We start from the raw sequence: 25,569 nt of genomic DNA, 5'->3' as shown, positions 1-25,569 counted from the left end.
GAAATTAAGGTTAGACTAATGGTTCACAACCTACCGCAAAAATATTGACACTTACTACTATCATAGTAAAATTGACATATTCATGAATTATTCAGTAGAATTAAAGCAGGCTTTCAGCAACGGTTAGCTACCGCGAAAGCTTAGTAACTTAGTGCTGACTCCACACCCCTCACAAATCCTGATGTTACGGAGGTGATGAGTCATGCCAAATTGAATAGACTGCAGAGTGCGAAAGCCGCGTGATAGCTTGGTCTATTGCAATAAGTATAACGCTAGACGCAGTTGGCAAATTTGTCATCAATCTAGCAAAAGCTTATGTGATAATAAAAAAGCTAACCACAAGGGTTAGCACGAACCGTCACCTGAGTTACGATTGGAGTTAGCAACTTGCACTTGCTAGCTCCTTTTCTTTTATTATTATATGAAATAAAACCAAAAACTGCAATCAATTAAAATTTGGTGTAAGTGTAAATGTTTTTGCGGTAGCCTAAAAACCATTAGTCTGACCTTAATTCCTTAATAATTTATGTGGTTTAACATTCGATTGAATTTACTTAAATAACTTCCGCCAGCAACTTCTGTTGTTAACGCTCCATGTTGAATTCCAATGTGCGTTTCATGACGCCGCTTTAAGCTATCTCTAGCTGCTGCCTGTAATTTCTTGCTGATCAACTTACCTGTCTCAAAGTCACTATTGAGCCATTGCTCTAAGCTGTGACAGCACTTTTTGAAATGCACGAAGCTATTAGCTACTTCCTTGTAGGAATACTGGATGAAAACAATGAAGAACTACAGAAAAGTGTAGCAGATGCACATTATTATGCTACTCAAACAGAACTTGATGCTGAAAGTATTGATGATAAACTTGCTTTAACCGTAGTCAAGTTACTGTTATTAGCTAAAAACGCACATACTTATTTTGCTACTGAGCTTGCTAAACGTAGCTTTGAAGTTGAAATGCTGATACAAGCATTATGTGTTGAAATTATGAATAATGTTGAAAAAATTGCATAAGCACAATGAAAAAGTTACATTTATTAGTAACTTTTTTATTGTTTTGTGTTGATTTAGATGCTATAAAATGTGTTAGTATCTATAAAGCTTGCGAGGATAATTGGCTCATAACTTGAAAGATCAGCATTTCTAAGGCGGGTTACTACTTTCAACTCTTGAATACAAAATATGTTAATCTTTCCCACGGTAATATCTTTTAAGTTCTTGATATAAAGAACTATTTTCTAGCAAGTATTCATTATAGTGAAAAATTCCTAGTATTTTCTGGCAGAAAGGTTGCATTATTGTGACTACAATTGTAAACTAATAAGTGTTAGGAGGTTACAAACGTAAACTTAGAATTCAATTAATGGAGGAAGCCAATTGAAGGATGCAAAGAATGTAACCATCACCGATTCTGAATGGATGGTTATGAAAGTAATTTGGACAATGGGACATGCGACTAGTCGTGAACTAATTGATGCTATGAACGAATTAGAAGGCTGGTCAGCTTCAACAACCAAAACGCTACTTCACAGGTTGATTCAAAAACAGGCGGTTGCGCAGCATGGCGGCAGTCGACCATTCACGTATAAGCCGGTTGTTGGCGAGAAGGAATCAATGGCGGCAGCGGCAGATGATTTGTTTGACCATATGTGTGCGATGCGGGTTGGTTCAACAATTGCCGGCGTTATTCAGTCAAGGGAACTCTCACGGGCGGATATTGCGAACTTACAGGCGATTCTAGCTGAAAAGGCCAAAACAGCGCCCGAGGAAGTTCAGTGTAACTGCTTGCCAGGTGATCAAAAGTGTTAAGACTGTGGTGTTCTGTTTACTTTTAGGATTGCTGCACAAAAATCCCGAGCCCGGGGATTTCCACACAAGGAACTTATATTTAGGCTTCTAACCGCTTTGCTACGCACACTTATTTTTAGGAGGGTCGATAATCATGGAAAATAAAGAGGAACATATGAACATGAAAAGCATGAGTGCTAAGAATATGGAAAATAATGAATCAAATATGAGTCATATGGATCACGATATGACCGAAACGGATCACAGCCAAATGAACATGAATCACGGTGATATGGATATGGCTGGGACCGACATGATGATGCACGGTGGCTCAATGATGCATATGGGGAATTTGAAAGTTAAATTTTGGGTCTCCGTTGTCTTAGCGATTCCAGTTTTACTGTTAGCACCAATCATGGGTTTAAACGTTTCCATCCTTAGTTTCAGTTCACCGCTAATTGTTGGCATTATCATCGTTTTGTTTGATACGGCACTTTACTTTTATGGCGGAATGCCCTTTTTAAAGGGGGCTAAAGCGGAAATTCAGAATAAATCTCCTGAAATGATGACGCTAGTAACCCTTGGAATTTCCGTTTCGTATTTCTACAGTTTGTACGCATTTATTGCCAACAACTTCTTGAACCCGGCAAATCCTGTAATGGATTTTTCGTTCGAACTTGCAACCCTGATTTTAATTATGCTTCTAGGACACTGGATTGAAATGAATGCATTGATGGGGGCTGGGAATGCATTACAAAAGATGGCGGCTCTGTTGCCTAAGACGGCCCATCTAGTTACAGATAATGGTGAAACAAAAGAAGTGCCAGTATCTGATTTAAAAGTTGGTCAAGCTTTCCAAGTGCGTTCAGGTGAGAGTATTCCAGCCGATGGTGTTATTACGGCTGGGGAGTCGACCGTGAATGAAGCACTGGTAACCGGTGAATCTGCTGCCGTTACCAAGAACGTTGGCGATAAGGTCATTGGTGGTACAATCAACAATAACGGGACGCTAACGGTTAAAATTAGTGGTACTGGTGACTCCGGCTATCTTTCTCAAGTAATGAAAATGGTTCGAAATGCCCAGCAAGCTAAATCTAAAGCAGAAGATAAAGCTGATTTAGTTGCCAAGTATCTATTTTACGCGGCACTTAGTGTTGGGATTATTGCTTTCTTTGCCTGGTTACCCCAGGGATTGGCGACTGCAATGACGATCATGGTGACCGTCTTCGTGATTGCTTGCCCGCATGCATTAGGATTAGCGATTCCATTAGTGGTTTCTCGTTCTACTACGATTGGCGCTCAAAATGGGCTATTAGTTCGAAATCGCCAAGCCATTGAAGCAAGTCAACATGTTAGCCACGTTCTCTTGGATAAAACTGGCACGTTAACAGAAGGTAAATTTACGGTGAATGCATTGATTCCAAATGATGGGATTGACGAAACAACGTTATTAAGCCGACTGGCCGCCCTTGAAAATAATTCGACTCATCCACTGGCCCAAGCAATCATTGCTGAAGCCCAAGCGAAGGACATTGAAGTCGTTGCGGCTGAAAAGTCTCAAAATATTCCGGGCGTTGGTATTTCCGGTAATATTGATGGCACTGACTATATGATTGTTAATGGTAACTATTTAACAAAGCAAGGGATCAGGTTTGACAAGGCCACTGCTGATAAATGGGCTGCTAAGGGTAATTCCGTCAGCTTCCTATTGCAGGGTACCCAAGTTCAAGGAATGGTTGCTGAAGGCGACACCATCAAAGCGAGTGCTAAGGAATTAATTAGTGGTCTTCAGAGGCGAGGAATTACCCCCGTAATGCTCACTGGCGATAATCCAAAAGCCGCGGAACACGTTGCTAACTTACTAGGATTGACTGAATTCCATGCAGGCCTATTACCAGATGATAAGCAAAAGATTATTGCTGATTATCAAGCAAAGGGCAATCACGTCATCATGGTTGGTGACGGCGTAAATGACGCACCAAGTCTTTCCGCGGCCGATATTGGAATTGCAATTGGTGCCGGAACCGATGTTGCCATTGATTCCGCTGATGTTGTGTTGGTTAAATCAGAACCCAGCGATATTTTACATTTTCTTGATTTGGCTAAAATCACAAATCGGAAAATGGTTCAAAATCTCTGGTGGGGAGCAGGCTACAATATTGTCGCAATTCCACTCGCTGCCGGTGTGTTGTCATTTATGGGAATCACTCTAGACCCAGCCGTTGGTGCTGTGGCCATGGCGATGTCGTCAATTATCGTGGCAATTAATGCGATGGGATTGACTGGTAAAAAGATTAAAAACGTGTAATTAAGTGATGACAAAAACTTATTATAGAAACAAAGCAAAAGGAAGTGAAACTATGTCACAATGGATTCTGATAGCCCTTTTTCTTCTAGCACACCCACTCATGATGCTATTTATGCACAAGGGTATGCACAAGGGTATGCACGGTGGCTCTGGTAGTATGGGCTGCTGTGGAAACAACACTCAACAAAATTCCAATAATACTGAAAAGCCACGTAAAAAAGTCAATTAACTTGGGGGTATATATTATATAAAAATATTAACTGGTAGTCGCGGTGATGAGGTCCATGAACACCTTTACGAAAATGGTCAAAGACGGGTTGGTCATCGTATACTAAAGAAAAATACAGTGACAAACAACGGAGAATTTCACCCTGTACCTGGAAATATAGTTCTCATTCCCTTAAAAGGGACGGTGAAACTGACCACACCAGATCAAGAATGTACAATCAAAAATGGTCAACTTGCAATACTTGGACCAACTGATAGTTTTTACTTAACTGCAATTGATGATGTTGAATTTGTCGGTGTTGTTGATATTAAATAGCTCAAAAAGAGTGTCACATGGCACTCTTTTTTATATATGCTGGCTTCTCCATATTTACGACACATATGACTGTTTTAATAAAGTGTATTTCAAAAAAATAGAGGAGAAAGACCAGCTGGTAGTTTGGTCTTTTTTCTCTTGAAAAAAATGCATTCTAAATAGTTAATTCATTTTCTTGTGGTTAAGCTAACACTAGCCTGCCCCGCTCGGGTAGAGTTCTGCATGAGATGCGCTCGCTATGCAATAGCCCGTCGGAGGTTTTTCTAGCCGGATAATAGGCGCAGAAAAATAGCAGTTCTCCCAGTAGGAAGGGAGAACGCTACTACCTCGTAGAGCCCACACTTTACCTTGTAAAGTATAGTGGGTTATACTTACTTGGAAGTAATCACCGAATTCCAGTTAGAAACTATTTTGTAACTACGTTTTGAGGAGGATAAAATGCGTTCTTACGTCCGGCATTACCCACTAGCGATAGCTAAATTAATGTGTCTGTGCTCCCCTAAAATCTGCTGATTTATTACTGACTAATACAGGAGGTTTTTATGGGACAGACAATCATATCTGCTATTGGTGTTTATATTTCCACCAGTATAGATTATTTAATTGTTTTGATTATTTTATTTGCACAGCTATCACAGAATAAACAGAAATGGCATATTTATGCTGGGCAATATCTAGGCACGGGCTTACTTGTAGGGGTGAGTTTAGTTGCTGCTTATGTCGTCAATTTCGTGCCTGAAGCATGGATGGTTGGATTGCTTGGTTTAATCCCTATCTATTTAGGGATTCGCTTTGCAATTGTTGGAGAAGGTGAGGAAGAAGAAGAAGAAGAGGAAGAAATTATTGAAAGATTAGAACAAAGTAAGGCAAATCAACTGTTTTGGACAGTTACATTGCTGACAATTGCGTCTGGCGGAGATAATTTAAGTATCTATATACCTTATTTTGCTTCGTTAGATTGGGCACAGACCCTCGTGGCGTTGCTTGTGTTTGCAATCGGCGTAATTATCTTTTGCGAGCTTAGTCGGGTGCTATCCTCTATTCCGTTAATATCCGAGACAATTGAAAAATACGAGCGAATCATTGTACCCTTAGTATTCATTCCACTTGGACTATACATCATGTATGAAAATGGCACGATAGAGACTTTTCTAAACTTTATTTTATAGATAAAAAAGCCCCTTAAATGATATGACCCCCGAAATTAGTGTTCTAATTTCGGGGGTTATTTTCATGACTAAATACACTAAAGAAATCAAACTTGCTATCTACCACGAATGGGTAAATGATTACAGAAGAGGCACCTACCTTAGCCGGAAATATGGGATGGGGCGTGGAGGAATCCAGTATTTGGTGGGCTTGATTCAAAAACATGGTGAAGATATTCTGGATCGCCCTCAACAGAAATATACTGCTGATTTCAAGCTTGCTGCCATTGATAGAGTTCTGCTAGGCGGTGAAGCACTTAGACAGGTTTCTCTAGACTTAGGACTTGCAAAAACAGTCCGTCTTTTTATAGAAATTATAAAATTTGTACTTTAACTCGCATAAATCGTAAATATCTAATATAGGGATGCTGAGATCGCAATTCTAAGAACAAGTTTATTAAAGCTATTAATAATTAATCAAATAAGGTCACAGAAACACAAAAAATCTAGTTAGCAAAAAACTAACTAGATTTTTTAATATCTTTTACTCATTAGTAAGCAATAAAGTGATCAGAGTGTTCTTGGCGACCATCCTTGTTACGTTCTTGCCATGAAACTGAAAAACCAAAGTAAGTAGTTTCTGGGTGATCAATAGAGTTATAAGTCAACATGATTTGGGCATGACGAAGTTCAACTGTACTAAAGAGCATTCCAACTACATCATTGTAAACAGAACGTTGTAAAGTAGACTCTTTTGGAATATTTGAAGCTTATCTGTAAAATATTACGAATGTTACTTTTTTACAACAATTCTGTGGAATCGCTTGTCTAGACCTGATTTGCTGGATACAATGGAGGTGTTATATTAAGGAGGACACGTTTTATGAAGAAGAGACTTTTGACCAGTTTTGCTGCTGCCGCTATGCTTACTTCTGTAGCTGTGCCAGCAGTAAACACTACGATGATGAATCAGGCCTCAAGCCAACGAGTTTCTGCCGCTACCGCTGATCAAACTGCATTTTTAAATAAAGCTGCTAAGCAAGCAGTTAAAGCAGCCAAAAAATATGGAACTTTGCCATCAGTGATGATTGCCCAGGCAATAACTGAGTCAGGCTGGGGTAAATCAGGGTTAGCCGTGAATGCCAACAACCTTTTTGGGATGAAGGCTGATAGTTCTTGGACTGGTGAAACTTATACTACCAAGACTAGAGAAGAAGACAAGAACGGTAAGAGTTACTATATTACTGCCGCATTTAGAAAGTATCCATCTTTTGAACAATCATTTGAAGATAATGGAAGCAAGTTGAGAAATGGTGTTTCTTGGGATCCATTGCGTTACAAGGGTACTTGGATTGAGAATGCTTCAACTTATGCATCAGCTACCAGGGCTTTGACTGGGACTTACGCTACCGATTCTAAGTATGATAGGGCTTTGAATAGTCATATTACTAGTTTGAATTTGACCAAATATGATCCTGTAACTATTAATACTACGAGAACTTATACTGCTGGTAAGGATAGTTCAACTTATAATTGGCCAACTGCTCCATCTGTTGCCAGTGCTATTGGCTCTGTTAAAGCTGGTGAAAAAGTAGTAGTTACCAAGACTATTACTTTCCATGATGGTTCAAGCAGAATGTATATTGATGGTCGCGGTTGGGTTAATGGCTCAGTTTTGGACAAGAGCAGTTCTGCAACTAAGGAACCAGTAACTCAGGCACCTAAGAATGTGCCAGCTGTTTCTAAGAACTTGATGCATAATGCCTATGTTTATGACCAAAACGGTAAGAAGCTAAAGGGCAAGATGTACAAGACCAGTGATGAAAACGGTGGTAAGTGGATCAATACTTATGGTACCAAGACCATCAAGGGTAAGACCTACTACCGTGTCGGTGAAAATGAATACATTGCAGCTGGCAATATTGATGGTACTTTGAAGTTCTTGAAGAAAACTTCCTATGTTTATAATCAATATGGCAATCGCGATAACAATTTGAAGCACAAAAAGCATAGCCAAATTGCCACTTATGGTAGTGCAGTAACAATTAATGGTAAGAAATACTATCGAGTAGGTATTCGTCAATACATTAAGAAATCAAACTTCATGTAGTTAAGGAAAGAATTTTATTGTGAAAGTACGCAAATTTTTGATTGCCTTAATTGCATTTTTCGGCGTAATTGGCGTAATGTCAACTAACCAAGTCGACGCCGCTTCAATTAACAGTTTGGCTAAGAAGTACCAATATAGTGGGGTTACTTATTTATACAAAATGCTCAAACTAGAGGGGATAAAGTACAATGAATTCCCTGGTGTTGAGTATCAAAATGGCAAACCAGAAGGGATTGTAGTTCATGAAACTGATGATCCCGGTGCGACTGCTCACGATGAAGCAATTTACTTTAACCGTGAATGGAATAAGATTAATGCTTACGTAAATGCTTTTGTTGATAGCAAGCAAATTATCCAAATGTGTTCTCCTAACGTTGGTACTTGGGGTGCAGGGCAACAAGCTAATAACCGCTTTATTCAAATAGAACTATGTGAAGAAAGCAGTCGTGATGCCTTTGCTAAGTCAGTTAATAATGATGCAATTTATATTGCTAAGTTGTTGCACCGCTATGATCTAAAGCCAGATAATGCTTGCGATGATGGTGATGGTACAATTTGGTCGCACAAGGCAGTTAGCGCCTTTTTAGGTGGGACTGATCACGTTGACCCTGATGGTTACTTTGCCAAATGGGGTTATGATATGGATCAATTTTATTCTTTAATAAAGTATTACTACGACTTACAAAAGAAGAATGAAAATACTAACAGTAAAGATCCAAACAAGATTAAGGACGAAGTATCAGCAGAAGTTCAAGGCGCAGTAACTTTAGGCCATGATGCTTATGTTTACGACAAGAACGGCAAGAAGACCAAGACCTTGAAGTTAGCTGGTAGTCCAGTAACTGTTTTAGGTTACAAGTTGATCAATAATAAGAAATACTACCAGATTGGTAAGAATCAATATGTAGTAGCTACTAATATTGACGCGACAGTTAGAACTGCAAAGAAGAATACTTACTTGCGGACACGCTTAGGCCGAATTCAAAAAGATAATTTGGTCAGAAAAGGCAGCCGAGTGATGACTTACGGTAGTAAGATCACCATTAACAATCAAAAGTATTATGCTTTGAATGCTACGCAATATGTATTAGCAAGCGATATTAGATAGAAAAAGATACGTCTTAAACCACAATTAATGGGAATTAAGGCGTATTTTTTGTATAATTCTTGTGTTGAATGTGAAAAGGGGAGAGTATATGGCGCAATTATCACTATTTTTAGTCGTCTTATTGGCGCTCGTGATTCCAATTTTTATGGCGCGTTTTAAAATTAGTACCGTGCCAACCGCAATTGCGGAAATTATTGTGGGAATTATTGTCGGTTCGAGCGGCTTTAACATTGTGGTTTCGACACATGATTTGACGTTTTTATCGAACCTCGGCGTAACTTTGCTGATGTTTTTATCAGGGATGGAAATTAACTTCGATCTCTTGCAACGGAAAAATAATCCGAAAGCTAAGTCACAAGCAGGAAAAACAGTTGATCCTTTGCCTACTGCTTTAACTGCTTTTGCCGGCATTGTGATTATGGCCTTTATTTTAGCTTATGTTTTGAAGCTAATTAGCTTATTTAGCAATATTGTTTTAGCAGCGATTATTTTTATGACTGTTGCTTTAGGGGTTGTTATTGCTACCTTGAAAGAAAAAGATATCCTTGGGCGGCCGATCGGACAGACGATCTTACTGACTGCCGTGTTAGGTGAAGTAATTCCGCTGCTTTTGTTAACGATTTATGCTTCAGTTAATGGGGGCAACGCAGAGCAATTATGGCTGATTATTCTACTTTTTGTAGCGGCAATCTTTCTTTTGCGCCGTTTCAAGCAGCCATATCTTTGGTTTAGCAAGGTAACCAAGGCTACGACCCAGTTGGATATTCGCTTGGCCTTCTTCTTAATTTTTGCTTTAGTTACAGTAGCCGAACGAGTTGGTGCCGAAAACATCTTAGGTGCATTCTTAGCCGGAATGGTTATGAAGTTGTTAGAGCCTAGTGAAGCTACTAAAGATAAGTTAACTTCCATTGGTTATGGTTTCTTTATTCCAATTTTCTTCATTATGACTGGAGTGGGCTTGAACTTAAAGTCATTATTTGCTCGTCCATCATCATTGATGCTGTTGCCAGTTTTGGTTATCTTCTTGTTCTTGGCTAAAGCTCCAGTCGTCTTAATCTATATGCGTTACTTTGAGAAAAAGAATGCTTTTGCTGGTGGTTTTTTAACGGCAACGACGATTACGATTGTTTTGCCAACCTTGCAAGTTGCGCGTAAATTGCATGCAATTACTTCGACTCAATCTGACGTCTTTATCTTAGCAGCAGTAATTGTCTGCATTGTTAGTCCAATTGTCTTTAATTCTAACTTTGTTTTATCACCAGAAGATCGGATCAAAGAAACAGTTACTATCGTGGGTGCCAATGCCTTTACGGTACCAGTTGCTCATGATTTACATGATAATTGGTACTCAATCAAGATGTTTACTGATCAAAAGGACCAATACGAGACTTATGATAGCCGAGTTAAAGGCTTAACTTTGCTCAATAATTTGGATAATCAAAGTCTAGAACATAGCAGCGCCTTTGATTGTGATATTTTTGTCGCAGCAGGGCATCATGATCAAGAAAATGCACGCATGGCAGAATATGCCAAAGACTTAGGTGTTAAACGGGCAATTGCGCGGATGAATGAAGTAGACAGTGATACTTTATCGCACTGTCAAGAAGCAGGCGTGGAAGTATTTAACTTTACTAATGTGCGTTCAGCTTTAATGCGGGCCTTGATTGAATCACCAACGGTCTACAAGATTATGACTGATACCAATAACGTTTTGTACTCAGTAAAGGTGAAGAATACGCGTTATACTGGGCGACCACTTAGTGATTTGGAATTTGTTGACAAGATCACGGTTAGTCGAATTCGCCGTGGCAATGAATGGTTGATTCCGCATGGTTGGACTGTAATTGAACCAAATGATATTTTGATCTTTTCCGGGGCCTTTAAGGATGCGGATCAAGTAAAGAAATTATTGAGTCATCAAAATTAACCAAAAAAACTAGTTGCAAATTTTGCAGCTAGTTTTTTACTATCTTAATGATTTTGTCCTTCTACGGCTTTTATATCACTTTGACCATCACGCTCAACAATTGCGCCAATTGCTGCGGTTAGGCCTTTAACAATATCAGCTAGTGCCATCGAAGGCTGATTTGGCCTGGTGATAACCTGTTCTGGCAAAAATGGAATATGAATGAAGCCAGCTTTAAGCTTAGGAAATTCTTTTGCGCGCATGTACTGCACTTGGTAAAAAATATGGTTGCAGACATAGGTGCCAGCTGTGTTAGAAACTATTGCTGGTAAACCTGCCGTCCGAATTGCCTTGGCCATGGCCTTGATCGGCAGTTGTGTGAAGTAGGCGGTGTCCCCATCTGGTTGAATCGGTTCATCTAGTGGTTGATAGCCATCATTATCAGGGATGCGGCCATCGTTAATGTTGATGGCTACACGCTCAGGAGTTAGGGCTGACCGACCGCCAGCTTGACCAACATTGAGTACGTAGTCAGGTTGCTCTTTTACGATTGCTTGATGCACGACTTGGGCTGATTTATTAAAAACTGTAGGGATTTCTAATTTAATAATTTTTGCTCCCTTGATGGTATCAGGCAATTTTTTGACTGCCTCAATGGCAGGATTAATCTTATCGCTGCCAAAAGGATCAAAACCAGTTACTAGAATTTTCATTGTTTGTCTCCATTTAGAAAATTTTGAGAATAGTTAAATCATTGAATTTCTTGCTTTGGTCAAAATTTGCATTGTCTCTAAAGTATTCACGAAAGCTAAGTCAGCTTTTTGGGTATCATGTTGGTTGATCATTTGAGCAAAGGCATTAAACTCAGCCGCCATACGGTGAGGATATTTGTTTAAGCTGTAACGCTTAGGCTTTTCATTGCGCATCTCAACTGTGAAATTATCGAGCGTTCCCGTTGAACCGTCAAAGTAGATGCTGCCTTTTTCACCTTCAATAAAGGAACGTGGTGTTACGTAGCTATCTTTGGCCGCAGTGAGGGATGCTTGCTTATCAGGGTAAGAAAGATGAAGAATCCCAGAAGTATCAACGCCTTTTTGCATATTTGCATAATATTGAACTTGATCAGGCAAGCCAAACAACGCAGCTACTAAGTGAATATTGTAGATATTCAAGTCCATCAAGGCGCCACCATCTTTTTTAGGGTCAAAAACTGGGGCAATTTTACCAGTCAAGAAGGCATCATAACGGCTGGAATATTGCGTATAATTCAGATTAATGATGTGGATTGGGGCGATCTTAGCTATTTCTGCTTTAATCTGTTTGAAGTTCTCTAAATAAAGGTTAGTAATGGCTTCAACAATGATTAAGTCTTTTTCGTCAGCGAGCTTTTTTAGTTCTTCAGCTTCGGCAGTGCTTTGGACAAAAGGCTTTTCACAGATGACATTTTTGCCATGTTCAAGCGCAGCTTTAGCAACTTCGTAATGAAGAAAGTTGGGTACAGCCACATAAACTGTGTCAACTTCAGGGTCGGCTAGCAATTCATCATTGTCGGTGTAAGTGCGGGCAATGTGATATTGCTGGGCTAAATCTTGCGCAATTTTTTCACTACGTTTAGTTGATGAAATGGCCGTAATCGTCATGTTTTTTATTTGGTCAGCGGTTGTTAAAAAATCGTGGACGATCATGCCGCTGCCGATAATTCCTAATTTCATTTTTGACCTACTTCTTTTTAGTATTAGTGGTTGGCAAATCTTTGGCGTTGGTTGCGGAAGTTGGGACTTTCAAGAAGTCGTGACTGCCGAAATTGCCGTAACTTTGACCAACCTTAACGTGCATTAATTTGCCTAGTTTTAAGTTAACAAAGACATTAAAGGTGGATAGTTTATCATCCTTAACAACAGCCTTTACATTCATTGATTGGTATTTGCCCAATTTTTGAATTTGCTTGAAAACCTTAGCTTGATTGGTGCTTTGTGCAGTAGTGTTAAAAATTGGTGCTGCCGCCTTTTTCATTAAAGCTTGATCAGTACTTTTAGCAGTTAAAGTGTAAGTATAAACACCATCTTTTTTGCTTTTCTTCATCTTATAAGCTGAAACTAACTGATCACTTGGGTTGGTAATCATGTGATTATTCATAATTGCATCAGTTAATTCAGCGTAATTGTGGCCAGTAAGTTTTTCAAGATCAGCCTTATACCAAGTGTTTTGCCCATTGATGTAAACTTTATTGAGGTTAACCCATTCTTCATTGGAACTGGTTTTACCTTTATTGGTTGTTTGGTTAGTGATATGGTAAACCGTGTTTTTCCCACCAAAGGTAGTATTGGCTAAAGCTACTTGACTTGAAGTATCTGTTCCCAAGGTAACTGATTGAATAACTTGTCCAGATTGAAAGCCTTTCTTCATCTTTTGCACCACTTGAGTCTTGGTTAAAGCTGGCGCAGCTTTCTTTTCTTGTTTACTACAGCCCCCTAATAAAAAGAGGGCGGCGAAGGATAAGCCGATAATTGTTTTCTTTAATTTCATTTGCATTTCTCCTGTATGTTTCAATTAATTCTATTATAACTAAAAAATCTGCTTCTTATTGACGAAGCAGATTATTCTTTAATTTTATTTTGTATTAAGCTTGCCTAAATCAACGGCTGACTTCTTAACTGAAGCGGGTACAGTTAACTTTTTAACTTGGTTAATTTGATCAATTTGCATGGTGAAGTTCTTCTTTTGACCGTCGTCTTTGTAGGTCGAGTCAATATTAACCTTTTTGATATGATAGTTTTGATCAACGTTAATTTGGATGTCATTTTTGATCGGCTTCACATTATCAAGATCAATCCCGATTAAAGCAGTGAAAGCCGAGTCAGAAATAATGGCATTCCAAATTTTCTTGTTGTTTCCTTTATAAATGAGCAGGTAATCTTTGCCGTTTTGCTTTACCTTAAAGGATTTAGCAGTAGGGATAAAAGGCATGAGCAAGCTGCCGTTTAAGCTATCGGTGATGGCGCCGTAAGCACTAGTTTTAGATAATTTAGTCTTGAACCAGTGTTGTGAGTTGGTACCCTTCATTTTGATGTAATTGTTTTTGCCTTCAATCCACATTTGATAGTGGTTAGAATTGCTAGAAACATTGGCATAAATGACAGTTGGCTTTTTAGTGTATTGTGCTTCAGCTTTTTGTTGCGTTTTTTGATTAGCTGATTCATTCCAAGAAGCGTGCATTGAATTAAAATTATCTTTTTCTGCCTTGGTTAAAATAGTTTTAGCAGTAGGTAAATTAGCTGTTTTGTTTGAATCTGTTTTAGAGCAAGCCGTTAAAAAGAGTAATGCTAATAAAACGGTAATGATAATATTTTGGTGTTTAAATTTCATATATAACTTTCTTTCATTAAATTTTTTCTTTTAGTATAGCAAGAATAACGTTACAAAATTGAAAAAACACGATTTTTTTAGCCTTAACTCTATGAAAAAATTTGTGAAATGTGTAAAATATGGATGAAACATTGAATTTTAAAAGGAGATATTTCATGTCAAAATTAGTTTTAATCCGTCACGGTCAAAGTGAATGGAACCTTTCAAACCAATTTACTGGTTGGGTTGACGTTAACCTTTCAGAAAAAGGTGTTGAAGAAGCTAAGAAGGCTGGCCGTTTAATCAAGGAACACGGTCTTGAATTTGACCAAGCTTACACTTCATTATTAACTCGTGCTATCAAGACTTTGCACTTTGCACTTGAAGAAAGTGGCCAACTTTGGATTCCAGAAACTAAGACCTGGAGACTTAACGAACGTCACTACGGTGCTTTACAAGGCTTGAACAAGAAGGCTACTGCTGAAAAGTACGGCGATGAACAAGTTCACATTTGGCGTCGTTCATACGATGTTTTGCCACCAGCTATTGATGATGACAACGAATTCAGTCAAGCACATGACCGTCGTTACGCAAACTTGGACCCACACATCGTTCCTAAGGCTGAAAACTTACACGTATGTCTTGATCGTGTAATGCCATTCTGGGAAGACCACATTGCTCCAGATTTACTTGACGGCAAGAACGTAATTATCGCAGCTCACGGTAACTCACTTCGTGCTTTGACTAAGTACATCGAAAACATTTCTGATGAAGACATTATGAACTTGGAAATGAAGACCGGTGAACCAGTTGTTTACACATTCGACGAAAACTTGGATGTTGTTAACAAGGAAAAGTTGGACGACTAATTTATTAAGTAGTTATTCACACAAATAGAACTTCGGCGTAAGTCGGAGTTTTTTTATGCACCAAAAAAGGCATCACCGTTAAGGGATGCCTTCTTTGTATCAACTTGCTCCAAAAACTATAATTATTTCTTTGATTTCATAATTTTTTTGGAACAACTTCATTATATTATAAATAAAGAAAGATCGCCATTTTTTCTAAGAAAGTGGTGAAAATTGACAGTTGTATATGATAAGTGCTATTTTGAGTTACAGGAGTGTAGAAATTGGGAGAAAAATATGCAAACAATCGATAATTCTCTCTTTCAAGTCTCTGTCGATGAGAATGGGGCCCGGATGGCACATCTGGTGTCTTTAACAGATCAATTTAATTATCTCGGCGAGCAAGAAAGTGAAGAAGGTATGGCACTTGCTTTTCCAGTAATGGATCAAGCCGATAATTTGGCTAACAAGTTGCCTTGGACCGTTGTTGACAAAGGTGATACTCGCGTAAGTCTAACTTTAATTGATACGCCGGAGAGCTATAAGAGTTTTCCATATCATTTTGAAGTAATGACTACTTATGCTTTGGAGGGTAATCAAGTCAACATATCCTTTTATTTGAAAAATTCTTCAAATAAGGAACTGCCATTTTCTTTGGGCTTTATCTTACCAACTTCTTGGCAAAGTGAAAGCCAGGTCAATAAGATTAGTTTGACTGGCAAAGAACATGGCATTGATCTTACTTCAACTGATTTTAAGTTGAGTGCAAAAGAAGGAAGCGTTACAGCTTTTACGGATAAAATTGAATTAGAGGCAAAAAGTAGCCATAATTTTGCGTTAAGCTTGACTTTGAAGTAAAAATTAGTAACGATTTTAATAAGATATACTAAGCAAGTCAGCGATGATTTGCTTTTTTTGTTATAATACATTCAATGTGAATTTACATCATAATAGGTATATTTTATGAAAGATAGAAAACAAAGATCTAATCACCCGCATAATAGTCGGGTAGACACACACAGTTATAAAAATCGTCATATTTGGGTCTGGGTTATTAGTATCGTAGCCTTGCTTGCGGTTGCTGGAGCGGCGTACTTTGCCTCAGTTTATTTCCGTACTAAGTCAGCGGTTGATAAGACCTATGATCCTAAGACTGCAGTGAAAACTACAGGTGAATTTGATGGAAAGAAGAAGTTCGCTGTTTTACTGATGGGGACTGATACAGGTGCCCTTGATCGAACTGAAAAGCGCGGCCGGACTGATACCATGATTTTAGCTGTAGTTAACCCTGCTAAGAAGCGTTACACATTGGTCTCAACACCGCGTGATACGATGGCACAGATGGTTGGAAGCGAGAGCTTCAAGACAGAAAAGATTAACGCCGCTTATGAATTAGGCGGGGCTAAGATGTCAATGGATTCAGTTTCTAAGTTAATCAATGTGCCAATCAAGTATTATGCCGTCGTTAACATGGGTGGAATCATGAAGATGATTCGCTATGTTGGCGGAATTAATATTAGACCAACGCTTAGCTTTGAATATGGCGGTTATATTTTTAAAAAGGGCAAGCTGACCCATATGGGTGGTGCAGGTGCGCTAGCATATTCTAGAATGCGTTATGATGATCCGCGTGGAGATTATGGTCGTCAAGAACGACAGCGGCAGGTAATTACCACCTTGATCAAGAAGGCAGTTTCAATTAGTTCATTATCAAATCTGGATTCAATTTTGACTTCTGTGTCAAGCAATGTTCGGACTAACTTGCCATTTAGTGCGATGCAGCAGATTGCGATGAATTATCGTAGTTGTGCCAATTCGTCATCTAGTGATTATCTACATGGTTACAATGCAATGATCGACGATGCGGCTTATCAAGTACAGCCAACTAGTGAATTGCAACGGATTTCTAACCTGGTGCGCAAAGAATTAGGTTTACCTAAGGAAACGATTTCAAATAATGAAACTTTCCAAAACGAAAAGAATATTGCAAATGGCTTTAGCTTTAAGAGCGAAAAAACGCAGCACTATCATATCTATGATTACACCGAAGAAGGTGATAATTAATGGCGCGCATTTGGGCTACTCTGATTGGCTACGTTTTTGGAAATTTCTTAACGGCGATGATCGTTGGCAAAATCTTTTTAAAAATAAATCCTACTGAATACGGTTCACATAATCCAGGAACGGCTAACATGGGTGCTGTTTTTGGTAAAAAATGGGGTATTTTAACCTGTTTAGGCGATTTGCTTAAAAGTTTAATTGCCTTGTTTATTGTATATTTTGCTTTTCCAGCTCATATTAATATTGCTTATACAGGGCTAGGCCTGATCTTAGGACATTGTTTTCCAATCTGGGATCATTTTCGAGGTGGCAAAGGAGTTGCGGTTGCAGCTCAGGTAGCAGTTTTTTATAATTGGAAAGCTGGCTTTGCTACTTTATTAGTGGCTTTGGTATTAACAGCAATTATGCAAAATTTGACGATTCCGCCTTTAGTGTTTATGCTTTTATTCAGTATAAATACATTCTTGCATAATCAAGAAGCAGGAATTGTTTTTATCGTGATTACTTTGATTATGTGCTTTAAGTTCTGGCATGATATCGTAGACTTTTTCACCGGTCATGGCAAAAAGGTTGATATTCTGCTTTCAATTAAAAAGAAGCTAGGGATCATTAAGTAATGACAGAAATTTTTAGTGAGGACACAGACTAGAGAAAATGAGTGAGATTAACAAGAAAAAATCACTAAATGCTCTTCAAATCATTTGTTTGATTGTCGCAGCATTCTTTATGCTAGTGCAGATGTATTCTTGGGGGAGCACTTTTGGTAGATTACCATTAAGTACCCTAATGAGATTTATTCCAGGACTACTTGGTCACAGTACGATGGTACTAGTACCAATGGTCTTTGGTGCTGTTTATAGCAAAAGAAAGGTTCATCCAACTGAAGCCTTTAAGTTTTGGATTATAGCGGTTGTTACACTAGTGCTTTTATACTTGGTGAACTTCTTTAAACGACCAGGTACTTTTAATATGTGGAAACTCTGGGGAGTATTTTTCCCAGTTTTGACTAGTACATCAGTATTGTTGGCTGGCTTAATTTTTAGCATGCTAGTTCAACCATACTTGTATGAATTACAACATCGCATTACTACTAAGCAAAATGTGTTATTGCTTAGCGCATTAACTTTGACTGGTTTTGCGACTAGTGCAGGTACAATGATCTTTAACAAGTCAATTTATGGCATTTATTTGATCTTGTACTTTGCTTGGGGGATGTTTTTAGCTAACGTTAAAATTCCTAAAAAGGTCTTTGGCTGGTCAATTGCAGCTGGAGTAATGTCTTTCTTCGTAATGTTTATCGGTGTTCCCGGATTTAATGGGGTTTACTGGTACCAACGATTATCTGGTCGAAGTGGCGTTTATTCTTGGAATCCTAAATTTTTAAGTAATATTGCTTCACCATTTTTGTTCTTAATGGTTTTAGCAGCCTTCTTAATCTTTAGAAAAGTGATTGTTAGCTATAGTGCTAAGCAGATGCACTTCTTTATTCCAGTAATTATTTTTATGGACGCTCCAATTATTGGTGGTTTTGTTAAATCGTTCCGCTTTACCAATAGCGCTGGATTTAACAAGTTCTTGATGATTGTCATCATGATGCTAGCTGCCTGGGGCTTAAGCTGGCTATATGAGCGCTATTTATTCAAGGTGAAGCCGGTTAAACGGACGGTTGCTTTTTTCAAGCAACATAATAACTTAGCAGAAATTGTTGAAGATGCTTGGACTAACTTCACTGCTTGGATAGTTGAAAATCGAGTACGACTACTTACATGGGGCTGGTTCTATGTATTAAGTTTTGCTTCATTCTTAATTGAATCAGATAATCTGCGGATCCAAATTACGACTGCAACTGATATCAATGCCGTAATTTTCTTGCTCGGGACTAGATTCTTCGCTATTATTTTGACAGCAATCTTCCTTGATGCAATGTTTGCAATTTTCTACTTCATTACTACGCGTTACTGGACTTCAACAGTTTTAGTAACTGTAATTACAATTGGTTGGGCTATTGCCAACAAGATTAAATTAGATCTTCGTGGGGAACCAATTTATCCAACTGAATTAGACGAAATTGTTAACTGGAAGACCTTGATGCCAATGGTCGGCCAACAAAAGATAATTATGATCGCTATTGCCTTAGTAATCATTATTGCATTGTGTGTCTTCCTTGAAATCAAGTTTCCAATTAAGAAAAAGGGTTCATGGAAACGTCGTGGTATTTGGGCATTGTTGAGTTTGCTTTTGTTCATGACACCAGTGCGCTTTAACCACGATGGCGGAATTATTTATCACATTAACCGTGGCTTTGATAATAAGCAATCGTTTAGAAACCCTGAACGTGATATTCAAATTAACGGTCCATTATTGAACTTCTTGAATTACTTTGACCTGCAGATTATGAATAAGCCAACTAACTATTCAAAATCTACAATTCAACATTTGAACCAAAAGTACAGCAAACTTGCTGATAAAATTAACAAGACAAGAAAGAATACTTTAAAGGATCAAACTATTGTCTACAACTTGAGTGAAAGTTTTGTTGATCCATATACTTTCCCAACAATTAAGATTGATCCAAAAACTCCAAACCCAGTTAAGTTTATCCAATCAATGAAGAAACGTGCCACATACGGTAGCATGCTTAGTGCCGGTTACGGTGGTGGTACTGCCAACATGGAATGGGAAACTTTGACCGGATTCAACATGGGTATGTTCAAGTCAACCTTGACTCCATATGTACAAATCGTACCAAACTACGACTTCTACCCAACCATTGGTATGGACTTCAACTACAAGTCAGCTGTTCACCCATTCATTGGTACTTACTACTCAAGAGTAGAAGACTACAAGAGATTTAAGTTTAACAAGTTCGTTTACCTTGGTTCTAAATACAAGATCATTGATCAAAAGAAACTTGGTAAGAGTACTTACAACTCTGACTTCACTGCTTATGCTAACGGTTTGAGACAAATCAACAGCATGAAGGGTGGTCAATTTATTAACTTGATCTCAATTCAAAACCACATGCCTTACAACAACTGGTATCCAAACAATGAATACATGGGCAAGGTATCTGGTGAACTCTTCAACACTGCCGCTGTTCGTGAGCAAATGGCAACTTACATCAAGGGTACGCAATACACCGACCAAGCTGTTAAGAAGTTTATTGGTCAAATTGATAAGATCAAGAAGCCAATTACCATTGTCTTCTACGGTGACCACTACCCAAGTATCTTGTCACAAAACTACACTGGCAAATATCCTGTTCAAATGCACTCAACTCGCTACTTCATTTACTCAAACAAGTACGCAAGACAACACGGTGCTAAGAACAAGTTGACTCACAACACTAACTTCGTCAACACTAGTGACTTCACTGCTATGATGCTTGAACAAACTAACACTAAGGTAACTCCTTACCAAGCACTTTTGACTGAAGTTCACGAGAAGCTTCCTGCAATTACCATTAACTTTAATGGTGACAAAGGCTTCCAATTGGTTGACCAAAAGGGTCACTTTGTAGATCCTAAGAAGTTGACTTCAGAACAACAAGCTATATTGAACGATTACGAAATGGTTCAATATGATATGACCGCTGGTCAAGCTTATGGCCTAAAAGCTAAGGGCTTTTACAAGATCGGTGACTAGCTAGAAGAAAGCTTGAGAGAAATCTCAGGCTTTTTTTGTGGCAAAAAGAGTTGACGAAAGATGGTCTTCACGTTAAGATATCCTTATCTAAGTAGCAAATCAGCTCAGCGTTCAGAGAACTAGCGGTGTGGTGTGAGCTAGGCAGGCTGATTTTGACGAAGTACTAATGGGGTAGTTTCCATAAAGACTATTAAGAGGCGCGATACGCGCAAACGTGGGTGGTACCACGGCTAATAATGTAATTTAGTCGTCCCTTGGTCTTTTGACCAGGGGACGTTTTTTATTGGAGGAAAAACTATGGCAAAATTTGATATTTTGGAAGATTTAAAATGGCATGGTGCCATTAATCAAGAAACTGATGAGGAAGGTTTGAGAAAGTACTTAGCAGAACATGACGATTTGGCATTGTACTGTGGTACTGACCCAACTGGTGATTCCCTTCACATTGGACACCTTATTCCATTCATGATCTTGAAGAGATTCCAAATGGCGGGCTACCATCCAGTAATTTTAATTGGTGGTGGTACTGGTGCGATTGGTGACCCATCAGGCCGTAAGACTGAACGTACTTTACAAACTGCGGAACAAGTTAAGCACAATGAAGAAAGCTTAACTAATCAAATGAAGAAGTTATTTGGTACTGAAAATTTTGAAATTAGAAACAATGCTGAATGGCTAAGCAAGCTTAACTTGATCGACTTCTTGCGTGATTATGGCAAGTTCTTCCAAGTTAACAATATGATTAACAAGGATGTTGTAGCTAGCCGTCTTGAAAATGGTATTTCATTTACTGAATTTACTTATCAAATTTTGCAAGCAATTGACTTCTACCACTTGAATAAAGATGATGGTGTTCAACTTCAAATTGGTGGTAGTGATCAATGGGGCAACATTACTGCTGGTATTGATTTAATCCATAAGCTTGAAGGCGCAGATCGTCCAGCCTTTGGTTTAACTATTCCATTGATGCTTAAGGCTGATGGTACTAAGTTTGGTAAATCTGCTGGTGGTGCTGTTTGGCTTGATCCAGAAAAGACTAGTCCTTATGAATTTTACCAATTCTGGATTAATCAAGATGACCGTGATGTGGTTAAATACTTGAAGTACTTCACTTTCCTTAGCCGTGAAGAAATCGAAGATTTAGCTGAAAAGACTGAGAAAGAACCTTGGAAACGTGCTGCACAAAAGAAGCTGGCTGAAGAAGTTACCAAGTTTGTTCATGGCGAAGCAGGTCTTGAAGAAGCTAAAATGATTACTGATGCCTTGTTCTCGGGCAATATCAAGAACTTATCAGTTGCTCAAATTGAACAAGGCTTGAAGAATGCTCCAAGTGCGGAAGCTGGCAATGAAAAGAAGAATATTGTTGATTTCTTAGTTGACACTAAGATTGAACCTTCTAAACGTCAAGCTCGTGAAGATGTAAAGAATGGTGCCATTTATGTTAATGGCGATCGTGAGCAAAGTACTGATTTCGAAGTTGATCCATCAAGTGACTTTGATGGTAAGTACGTTATTATTCGTAAAGGAAAGAGAAAGTATACTTTAGTTACAATTAAATAATTAAATATATGATTTTAACATTTTATATATAAAAATAGAGGGATTTTTTCCTCTATTTTTTTAGCTAATAATCGGAGATATTTACTACCAACTAATATTTGTAAAAGATAATGATTTGTGTAAAATAATATTTTACTTCTTAAATTGTTATTTTATTTTCTAAAATCAATTGCTACAATCTATTTATTAAGTTATTCACAAATTCACATTATTACTATACGATTTACTGCTTCAAGTGCAATACCAACATAAAATAGCTGCGTATACCTTTTGCAAATGCTGATGCAAAGCACTTGATTGAAAAAACTGACTTTTAATAAAAATATGTGAAAAGCAGCACTATCTACTTTACTTCTAATCAAACAGTGTTATAGTAATAGTGTAAAGAGAAAGTAAGTAAATAAAAAGAGGTTATTAAAATGTTAGAATCTAAAAAAGCTATTAAGATTATTTCAAGTTTGGTAATCGGTTTGAGTTTAGACTGTGTTCTTACTCCTATTGCTCAAGCTACTTCATTTACTGCTCCTAAATTGGGTACTGCAACACAAGCTCCAACCAATCCTGCTATTAAAAAGGGTGATAAGATCTTTGTTGTTATTAAAGACACCAAAAATCAAAAAGTAGCTGTTTACAATAAAAATGCTGAAAAAACTAGCAAAAAAGTTGCAATGGGTTCTACTTATACCGTAAAAGACGTTAAGAAAGTTAATAAAAAGAAGATTGTCAGAATCAACAAGAGTCAATGGTTGAATATTAAAGACGTCGTTAAGAACTAAATAAAAGCAAATTTAATAACCGTTTTGAATACTTATTTTCTAAAAATACTTGGAGAGAATAAATAAGGACGAGGATGTTCAAATGAATGTCTTCGCCTTTTTTGGTACAATGAAGACGCCGCTTTAGCTCAATAGGTAGAGCACCGCCGTGGTAAGGAGGAGGTCCCCAGTTCAAACCTGGGAAGCGGCTTAGTTGTTGTTTTTGGCAAGAAAGGAAAAATTTTATGAAGCATGAACTTACAATGAATGAAATTGCTAAATTTCAAAAAGAATATGAGCAAAAACCACAAAATCGGGTTGCGGAATTGGCTGTTGTTAATAATGGTGTGGCTAAGGCTAGTTTGGATTCAGAAAAGGTTAGGAAATTGAACCGCACTTTTTCAATTGAAATCCCAACTGATAATGTTACTGATCAAAAGCAATCGGGTCGCTGCTGGCTATTTGCGGCCTTGAATACATTGCGTCATGGTTTTGCTAAGAAGTATAATGCTAAAAACTTTACTTTTTCACAAAATTATTTATTCTTCTGGGATCGAATTGAACGAGCAAATATTTTCTTTGATAATATTTTGAATACCGCAGATCGTCCACTTAGTGACAGAACAGTGCATACTTATATGCAGGGACCTGATACTGATGGTGGCCAATGGGCTATGGCTGTTTCTTTGATTAGGAAGTACGGCTTAGTGCCAACCTATGCTCAAGATGAAAGTTTCACTGCCAACAATACTGCTTTCTTCAATCGTATTTTGAATAATAAGTTGCGAGAAGATGGACTTGTGTTGCGTAAGTTAGCTCAAGCAGGTAAAAATGATGAAATTGAAGCTAAACGTCAAGAATTTTTGAGTGAGGTTTACCGTATGGCAGTAATTGCTTTCGGTCAACCAGTACAAAAATTTGACCTTGAGTTTAAGGATGATGAAGGTAAGTATCATTTTGATGGTGATCTTACTCCACTTGATTTCTTTCACGACTACTTTACTGATGACTTGGATGACTATATTGTTTTGTTCAATGCACCAGATCATGAATTTGATAAGCTGTATGCTTTGCCATTTGAAGACAATGTAGAGGGCGGAAGTCCAGTTCATTTCTTAAACACTAAAATTGAAAATCTTAAAGAAGCTGCGATTAAGCAACTTGAAGCAGGCGAAACTTTTTGGTTTGGTTGTGATGTAGGTAAAGATAGCGATCGTCAAAAGGGAATTTTAGCTCATAACCTCTATCAAACTGATACTATTTTTAATATTGAAACTAAGTTAAGCAAAAAAGAGAGACTGGAAACTGGTGCTTCGGGTTCAACTCATGCCATGACGATGGTTGGTGTGGATGTTGTTAATGGAAAGCCACGTCAATGGAAAATTGAAAACTCATGGGGAAGCAAGGTCGGTGAAAAAGGCTACTTTGTGATGGATGATAACTGGTTTGATGAATATCTCTTCAAAGTAGTTGTTAAAAAACAATATGTACCGGAAAAACTGGTTAAGATTTGGGAAGGCAAAGCAACGCCGGTAGAAGCATGGGACTCAATGGCATAATGGAAATTAAACAAGTTATCGATTTTACTCAAACACACTTAAAGAATGAAAAAACGGGTCATGATTTTTATCATGGCGAACGTGTAGCTAATTTGGCTAGTCAAATGTATTTAGTAGATCATGCTGATGCTCATGAAGATAGCCGGGTAGTTGCTATTATTAAAACAGCAGGTTATTTGCATGACACGATTGATGAAAAAATCTGTGCTGACCCACAAAAGGTGATTGATGAAATTGAAGAGTTATTGCCGCAAGTAGGGTTTAATGAACTAGAGGCATGGGATATTTTATTCACCATTCAACACATGTCATTTTCAGCTAATATTGAGCATCACTATCATTTGCCTTTATCTGGACAATATGTGCAAGATGCTGATCGTCTAGAAAGTTTGGGTGCGATTGGAATTGCCCGTGCCTTTACGTATGGTGGTAAACATGGCAATAAGATTTACGATCCAGAGATTAAGCCAGCCGTTTTAACTAGTCATGATCAATATCGTAACCATGTCGAAACCACAATCAACCACTTTTATGAGAAACTTTTTCATTTAGAAGATTTAATGAATACTCCTGCTGCCAAAAAAGAAGCGGAAAGACGAACTGCATACATGCGCGACTTTGTACGTGAATTTATGCAAGAATGGAATGTTTAGAATAATTTAATTTTGAATAAGCCTTGATACATCAGTATTGAGGCTTGTTTTTTAAATAAATTAAAAATAATATTAAAAAAAACTTGCAAAGCAAAAAATATTTAGCTATACTTATAAACAACTTAAAGAGTTCTATTATTTTACAAACAAGACATAAAAATAATCTCTCTTCACTTGTAATTGCGTAATAATAGTCTAGCTATGATTTGATGAATAGATAGAAGGAGCAAC

Annotated in this window: 23 protein-coding genes, 1 tRNA gene and 2 pseudogenes; 20 read left to right on the top strand and 6 right to left on the bottom strand. The window is 38.0% G+C overall.

Annotated features, from left to right (window positions below; translation table 11 throughout):
- Nucleotides 1-516: 516 nt before the first annotated feature.
- Nucleotides 517-711: pseudogene (locus CP352_RS07090) on the bottom strand (ISLre2 family transposase); the annotation flags it as partial.
- A 21-nt stretch (nt 712-732) separates the two neighbouring features.
- On the opposite strand from CP352_RS07090, the gene CP352_RS07085 reads away from it, so the two are divergent.
- The 7 genes and pseudogenes from CP352_RS07085 to CP352_RS11500 all read left to right on the top strand — a co-directional run.
- A complete protein-coding gene (locus CP352_RS07085; RefSeq protein WP_065989892.1) occupies nt 733-1,014 on the top strand; it encodes a hypothetical protein in 282 nt (93 codons plus the stop codon).
- 363 nt (nt 1,015-1,377) lie between these two features.
- Nucleotides 1,378-1,809 (top strand): CopY/TcrY family copper transport repressor, encoded by a 432-nt coding sequence (locus CP352_RS07080; protein WP_065989886.1) that lies wholly within the window; start codon nt 1,378-1,380, stop codon nt 1,807-1,809.
- Between the two features lie 133 nt (nt 1,810-1,942).
- The gene (locus CP352_RS07075; protein WP_089150679.1) at nt 1,943-4,096 is read left to right on the top strand and encodes a heavy metal translocating P-type ATPase; all 2,154 of its coding nucleotides are present in this window, start codon (nt 1,943-1,945) and stop codon (nt 4,094-4,096) included.
- 52 nt (nt 4,097-4,148) lie between these two features.
- Nucleotides 4,149-4,325, top strand: coding sequence for a DUF2933 domain-containing protein (locus CP352_RS07070; RefSeq protein ID WP_081776575.1), 177 nt, complete (start codon nt 4,149-4,151; stop codon nt 4,323-4,325).
- A 183-nt stretch (nt 4,326-4,508) separates the two neighbouring features.
- A complete protein-coding gene (locus tag CP352_RS11475; RefSeq protein WP_255404534.1) occupies nt 4,509-4,640 on the top strand; it encodes a hypothetical protein in 132 nt (43 codons plus the stop codon).
- Between the two features lie 542 nt (nt 4,641-5,182).
- Nucleotides 5,183-5,809, top strand: coding sequence for a CadD family cadmium resistance transporter (locus CP352_RS07060; RefSeq protein WP_089145686.1), 627 nt, complete (start codon nt 5,183-5,185; stop codon nt 5,807-5,809).
- Nucleotides 5,810-5,873: 64 nt separating this feature from the next.
- A pseudogene (locus CP352_RS11500) lies at nt 5,874-6,143 on the top strand (IS3 family transposase); the annotation flags it as partial.
- Between the two features lie 196 nt (nt 6,144-6,339).
- Here the strand turns inward: CP352_RS11500 and CP352_RS11070 are convergent.
- Nucleotides 6,340-6,498 (bottom strand): hypothetical protein, encoded by a 159-nt coding sequence (locus CP352_RS11070; protein WP_023488447.1) that lies wholly within the window; start codon nt 6,496-6,498, stop codon nt 6,340-6,342.
- A 173-nt stretch (nt 6,499-6,671) separates the two neighbouring features.
- Between CP352_RS11070 and CP352_RS07050 the strand changes: the two genes are divergently transcribed.
- The 3 genes from CP352_RS07050 (at nt 6,672) to CP352_RS07040 (ending at nt 10,933) form a co-directional block, all read left to right on the top strand.
- The gene (locus CP352_RS07050; RefSeq protein WP_065989881.1) at nt 6,672-7,898 is read left to right on the top strand and encodes a glucosaminidase domain-containing protein; all 1,227 of its coding nucleotides are present in this window, start codon (nt 6,672-6,674) and stop codon (nt 7,896-7,898) included.
- A gap of 19 nt (nt 7,899-7,917) precedes the next feature.
- Nucleotides 7,918-9,006 (top strand): SLAP domain-containing protein, encoded by a 1,089-nt coding sequence (locus tag CP352_RS07045; protein ID WP_089150125.1) that lies wholly within the window; start codon nt 7,918-7,920, stop codon nt 9,004-9,006.
- An 88-nt stretch (nt 9,007-9,094) separates the two neighbouring features.
- Nucleotides 9,095-10,933: a monovalent cation:proton antiporter family protein gene (locus CP352_RS07040; RefSeq protein ID WP_089150574.1), complete on the top strand. Its 1,839-nt coding sequence runs from the start codon at nt 9,095-9,097 to the stop codon at nt 10,931-10,933.
- Nucleotides 10,934-10,977: 44 nt separating this feature from the next.
- Here CP352_RS07040 and pcp read toward each other — a convergent pair whose 3' ends face one another.
- From pcp to CP352_RS07020, 4 genes are all read right to left on the bottom strand, one after another.
- On the bottom strand, nt 10,978-11,625 hold the full coding sequence (pcp, locus tag CP352_RS07035; RefSeq protein WP_089143471.1) for a pyroglutamyl-peptidase I: 648 nt from the start codon (nt 11,623-11,625) through the stop codon (nt 10,978-10,980).
- 33 nt (nt 11,626-11,658) lie between these two features.
- Entirely contained in the window at nt 11,659-12,624 is a 966-nt protein-coding gene (locus CP352_RS07030; protein ID WP_089150678.1) for a Gfo/Idh/MocA family protein, read from the bottom strand.
- A gap of 7 nt (nt 12,625-12,631) precedes the next feature.
- On the bottom strand, nt 12,632-13,438 hold the full coding sequence (locus CP352_RS07025) for a hypothetical protein (protein WP_089143469.1): 807 nt from the start codon (nt 13,436-13,438) through the stop codon (nt 12,632-12,634).
- Nucleotides 13,439-13,522: 84 nt separating this feature from the next.
- Nucleotides 13,523-14,278, bottom strand: a complete 756-nt coding sequence (locus CP352_RS07020; protein ID WP_013085736.1) for a DUF6612 family protein — start codon at nt 14,276-14,278, stop codon at nt 13,523-13,525.
- Nucleotides 14,279-14,433: 155 nt separating this feature from the next.
- On the opposite strand from CP352_RS07020, the gene CP352_RS07015 reads away from it, so the two are divergent.
- The 10 genes from CP352_RS07015 (at nt 14,434) to CP352_RS06970 (ending at nt 25,338) form a co-directional block, all read left to right on the top strand.
- Nucleotides 14,434-15,126, top strand: coding sequence for a 2,3-diphosphoglycerate-dependent phosphoglycerate mutase (locus CP352_RS07015; RefSeq protein ID WP_005721679.1), 693 nt, complete (start codon nt 14,434-14,436; stop codon nt 15,124-15,126).
- 276 nt (nt 15,127-15,402) lie between these two features.
- A complete protein-coding gene (locus CP352_RS07010; protein WP_023488455.1) occupies nt 15,403-15,963 on the top strand; it encodes an aldose 1-epimerase in 561 nt (186 codons plus the stop codon).
- A 105-nt stretch (nt 15,964-16,068) separates the two neighbouring features.
- Nucleotides 16,069-17,169 (top strand): LCP family protein, encoded by a 1,101-nt coding sequence (locus CP352_RS07005; RefSeq protein ID WP_013085738.1) that lies wholly within the window; start codon nt 16,069-16,071, stop codon nt 17,167-17,169.
- Complete coding sequence (locus tag CP352_RS07000; RefSeq protein ID WP_089146839.1) at nt 17,169-17,783, top strand: glycerol-3-phosphate acyltransferase; 615 nt, start codon at nt 17,169-17,171, stop codon at nt 17,781-17,783. The genes CP352_RS07005 and CP352_RS07000 overlap by 1 nt, the downstream gene beginning before the upstream one ends.
- Nucleotides 17,784-17,820: 37 nt before the next feature.
- The gene (locus tag CP352_RS06995; RefSeq protein WP_089147280.1) at nt 17,821-20,811 is read left to right on the top strand and encodes an LTA synthase family protein; all 2,991 of its coding nucleotides are present in this window, start codon (nt 17,821-17,823) and stop codon (nt 20,809-20,811) included.
- Between the two features lie 297 nt (nt 20,812-21,108).
- Complete coding sequence (gene tyrS, locus CP352_RS06990) at nt 21,109-22,371, top strand: tyrosine--tRNA ligase (RefSeq protein WP_089147279.1); 1,263 nt, start codon at nt 21,109-21,111, stop codon at nt 22,369-22,371.
- 419 nt (nt 22,372-22,790) lie between these two features.
- On the top strand, nt 22,791-23,147 hold the full coding sequence (locus CP352_RS06985; protein ID WP_089147278.1) for a hypothetical protein: 357 nt from the start codon (nt 22,791-22,793) through the stop codon (nt 23,145-23,147).
- 117 nt (nt 23,148-23,264) lie between these two features.
- A tRNA-Thr gene (locus CP352_RS06980) sits at nt 23,265-23,337 on the top strand.
- Between the two features lie 34 nt (nt 23,338-23,371).
- The gene (locus tag CP352_RS06975; protein WP_013085743.1) at nt 23,372-24,685 is read left to right on the top strand and encodes a C1 family peptidase; all 1,314 of its coding nucleotides are present in this window, start codon (nt 23,372-23,374) and stop codon (nt 24,683-24,685) included.
- Nucleotides 24,685-25,338: an HD domain-containing protein gene (locus CP352_RS06970; RefSeq protein WP_023488458.1), complete on the top strand. Its 654-nt coding sequence runs from the start codon at nt 24,685-24,687 to the stop codon at nt 25,336-25,338. The genes CP352_RS06975 and CP352_RS06970 overlap by 1 nt, the downstream gene beginning before the upstream one ends.
- Nucleotides 25,339-25,569: the final 231 nt, after the last annotated feature.

The organism is Lactobacillus sp. UMNPBX1 (assembly GCF_002554085.1).
Lineage (GTDB): Bacteria > Bacillota > Bacilli > Lactobacillales > Lactobacillaceae > Lactobacillus > Lactobacillus crispatus.
The sequence above is the reverse complement of the archived record's forward strand: the minus strand, read 5'-3'. Positions and strand labels throughout refer to the sequence as shown.

What these genes read in the sequence shown, in the direction of transcription:
- CP352_RS07085 (WP_065989892.1), top strand. Translation starts at nt 733, where the DNA reads ATGCACGAAGCTATTAGCTACTTCCTTGTAGGAATACTGGATGAAAAC.
- CP352_RS07075 (WP_089150679.1), top strand. Translation starts at nt 1,943, where the DNA reads ATGGAAAATAAAGAGGAACATATGAACATGAAAAGCATGAGTGCTAAG.
- CP352_RS07070 (WP_081776575.1), top strand. Translation starts at nt 4,149, where the DNA reads ATGTCACAATGGATTCTGATAGCCCTTTTTCTTCTAGCACACCCACTC.
- CP352_RS07060 (WP_089145686.1), top strand. Translation starts at nt 5,183, where the DNA reads ATGGGACAGACAATCATATCTGCTATTGGTGTTTATATTTCCACCAGT.
- CP352_RS11070 (WP_023488447.1), bottom strand. Translation starts at nt 6,498, where the DNA reads ATGCTCTTTAGTACAGTTGAACTTCGTCATGCCCAAATCATGTTGACT.
- CP352_RS07050 (WP_065989881.1), top strand. Translation starts at nt 6,672, where the DNA reads ATGAAGAAGAGACTTTTGACCAGTTTTGCTGCTGCCGCTATGCTTACT.
- CP352_RS07040 (WP_089150574.1), top strand. Translation starts at nt 9,095, where the DNA reads ATGGCGCAATTATCACTATTTTTAGTCGTCTTATTGGCGCTCGTGATT.
- pcp (WP_089143471.1), bottom strand. Translation starts at nt 11,625, where the DNA reads ATGAAAATTCTAGTAACTGGTTTTGATCCTTTTGGCAGCGATAAGATT.
- CP352_RS07030 (WP_089150678.1), bottom strand. Translation starts at nt 12,624, where the DNA reads ATGAAATTAGGAATTATCGGCAGCGGCATGATCGTCCACGATTTTTTA.
- CP352_RS07025 (WP_089143469.1), bottom strand. Translation starts at nt 13,438, where the DNA reads ATGAAATTAAAGAAAACAATTATCGGCTTATCCTTCGCCGCCCTCTTT.
- CP352_RS07020 (WP_013085736.1), bottom strand. Translation starts at nt 14,278, where the DNA reads ATGAAATTTAAACACCAAAATATTATCATTACCGTTTTATTAGCATTA.
- CP352_RS07015 (WP_005721679.1), top strand. Translation starts at nt 14,434, where the DNA reads ATGTCAAAATTAGTTTTAATCCGTCACGGTCAAAGTGAATGGAACCTT.
- CP352_RS07010 (WP_023488455.1), top strand. Translation starts at nt 15,403, where the DNA reads ATGCAAACAATCGATAATTCTCTCTTTCAAGTCTCTGTCGATGAGAAT.
- CP352_RS07005 (WP_013085738.1), top strand. Translation starts at nt 16,069, where the DNA reads ATGAAAGATAGAAAACAAAGATCTAATCACCCGCATAATAGTCGGGTA.
- CP352_RS07000 (WP_089146839.1), top strand. Translation starts at nt 17,169, where the DNA reads ATGGCGCGCATTTGGGCTACTCTGATTGGCTACGTTTTTGGAAATTTC.
- CP352_RS06995 (WP_089147280.1), top strand. Translation starts at nt 17,821, where the DNA reads ATGAGTGAGATTAACAAGAAAAAATCACTAAATGCTCTTCAAATCATT.
- tyrS (WP_089147279.1), top strand. Translation starts at nt 21,109, where the DNA reads ATGGCAAAATTTGATATTTTGGAAGATTTAAAATGGCATGGTGCCATT.
- CP352_RS06985 (WP_089147278.1), top strand. Translation starts at nt 22,791, where the DNA reads ATGTTAGAATCTAAAAAAGCTATTAAGATTATTTCAAGTTTGGTAATC.
- CP352_RS06975 (WP_013085743.1), top strand. Translation starts at nt 23,372, where the DNA reads ATGAAGCATGAACTTACAATGAATGAAATTGCTAAATTTCAAAAAGAA.
- CP352_RS06970 (WP_023488458.1), top strand. Translation starts at nt 24,685, where the DNA reads ATGGAAATTAAACAAGTTATCGATTTTACTCAAACACACTTAAAGAAT.